This is a genomic window from Corynebacterium sp. LK33 (genome assembly GCF_014334955.1).
GTDB lineage: Bacteria > Actinomycetota > Actinomycetes > Mycobacteriales > Mycobacteriaceae > Corynebacterium > Corynebacterium jeikeium_D.
In genome coordinates, this window is record NZ_PDGU01000013.1 from 1 (window position 1) to 2,300 (window position 2,300).

Here is a 2,300-nt window from a genome sequence, read left to right on the forward strand (position 1 = left end):
AGAAGAAGACTCTACCTTCACTGCAAACACAAGTCAAACCGACCGTGAATACAAAGTAAACTCTCCCCCACATCACCACAACAAGCGATTATATCGCCCTGTCGCGCTGACCCCGGATACATTACACACACTTCACACATAAAGCGAACCCGCAGGTCACAATGACTTTCTTGGGTACTTTCGAGCTAATAGAAGACCATAACCCTAGAGTTTCACTTAAAGCTGTTCGGCAATGCGTTCGTTCACCGGCTTCTTACGCACACTCACGAGTTATCTCAGCAAAGTGACAAGTCTCGAGGCCTTCGTCGTAAAGCGAGATGGAGCGAAACCACCCCAATAGAAAGCTCCAGTGAGGAAAAGCTGGACTAGGGAACTAAAGTCGAACTGTGACTACATCAACGAAGACCGATGCCCGGCCGGTCCATCCGGTCGATGAGTATCCGGGCCATGTGAAATTGCTTGTACTCGGCTTTCAACATGTGCTCGCCGCGTATGCAGGCGCGGTGGCAGTCCCGCTTTTCGTGGGCTGGGCACTTGTGGATGCCGGGCGTATGTCCCCATCCGATATTCCGCACCTAATTGCCGCGGACCTGTTTGTTGCCGGCATCGCCACCATCGTGCAGTCGGTGGGTATTTGGCGATTTGGTGTGCGGTTACCACTGATTCAGGGCTGTACCTTCTCTGCCGCCATTCCGATGGTCACTATCGGATCGCAATACGGCGTGCCCGCAATCTACGGTTCGGTGATTGCATCGGGCATTTTCATGATGCTCTTTGCACCGCTTTTTGCATCGCTTCTACGTCTATTTCCGCCGTTGGTCACCGGCACGGTGCTATTGATTATCGGTACGACGCTTATGCCAGTCGCAGCTGACTGGGTTGGTGGCGGTGCTGAAGTCAAGGACACTCCTGATTTCGGCACGCCCCAAAACTTGGCAGTAGCTGTGTTTGTGTTGGTCTTGATTCTCAGTATTGAGCGTTGGGCACCGGAATGGCTCGCCCGAATCGCCGTTCTAGTGGGCATGATTTCTGGGTTGCTGCTGTGCATTCCATTGGGAATGGTGGATTGGTCTGGGACTAAGGACTCACCAATCTTTGGGTTGACACATCCGTTCTACTTCGGCATGCCTGAGTTTGTCTTCTCGGCTGTATTTGCCATGTGCATTGTTTCGCTTGTGACTATGGTCGAGGCGACTGGAGATGTGCTTGCGATCGGTGAGATTACCGAGACCGAGATTGATAATCGCCGTATTGCCGACACACTGCGTGCCGACGGTGCTGCGACCGTGATCGGCGGTATTTTCAATACCTTCCAATACACGGCGTTTGCCCAGAACATCGGCGTCCTGTCCATCACGGGCGTACGATCCCGGTGGGTTACCGCAGCTGCAGGCGGAATGCTGCTGATTCTGGGCCTGATTCCAAAGACGGCCGCTCTCGTTGCTGCTATCCCAGCTCCAGTTTTGGGAGGTGCCGGTATCGCCTTGTTCGGCATGGTCGCAGCATCCGGCGTCCGCACCCTATCCAAGGTTAAGTTCACTGAATCCAACGTGATCGTAGTTGGGATTCCGTTGGCACTGGCATTGCTTCCTGCTGTATCGCCCGAACTATTCTCCGGACTGCCGGCGTGGGCACAAACGTTTATGGCCTCAGGAATCTGCGTAGGTTCCGTCGCAGCAATCATCTTGAACCTTTTGTTCAACACCGCCGACCGTGCACCGCACACAGTTACTCCGAGCGCTCACGACACCTTCCGCGGAGGTATCAACTCTGAAGATAAGGACCACGACGGCTACGGCGACGTCCCACCAGCTAAGCCGAGCAGCAATAGCTAACTTCGGTACTTTGATCAGCGCGGCTCGATAGCTCAATCCCAGACCGCGCTGGCGTGACTAAATACAACACATTCCCGTATGGGCGCAGGAAATACCTCGCCCATACGGGATTTCCTTTTGGCGCGATCGAGGACGGCGCCGCGTTGTCTCGTAGGTAGGGCTTAAGAATCAGGACGAATTCCAAATAAGCGTATGGATCCCTATTTGGACAGCTTGGCAATAAAGCCCCATTGAAGCGCGGTATCTGCATGTCGGGATGAGTGGCGGTGGTAATCACAGAAGTGCAATAACTGAATCGGACATGCCAACAAGCTCAGTGCCAGAATTCGAGGAGCCTCCGACCGGTGTACTGCGCATCGGACCCTTCTAAGTACCCGCAATTAAGCCAAATCGGTAGCTACCCCGAGATATAAGCTACGACATTTGTCGATTAAATGTTGTTTACCCGTAGGTACAAAAGTGGGC

The 2,300-nt window shown here is 53.5% G+C and carries 1 protein-coding gene; it reads left to right on the forward strand.

Going from position 1 to position 2,300, the window contains the following annotated elements:
- The first annotated feature begins 386 nt into the window (after positions 1-386).
- Complete coding sequence (locus tag CRD20_RS04955; protein WP_187404969.1) at positions 387-1,835, forward strand: nucleobase:cation symporter-2 family protein; 1,449 nt, start codon at positions 387-389, stop codon at positions 1,833-1,835.
- Positions 1,836-2,300: the final 465 nt, after the last annotated feature.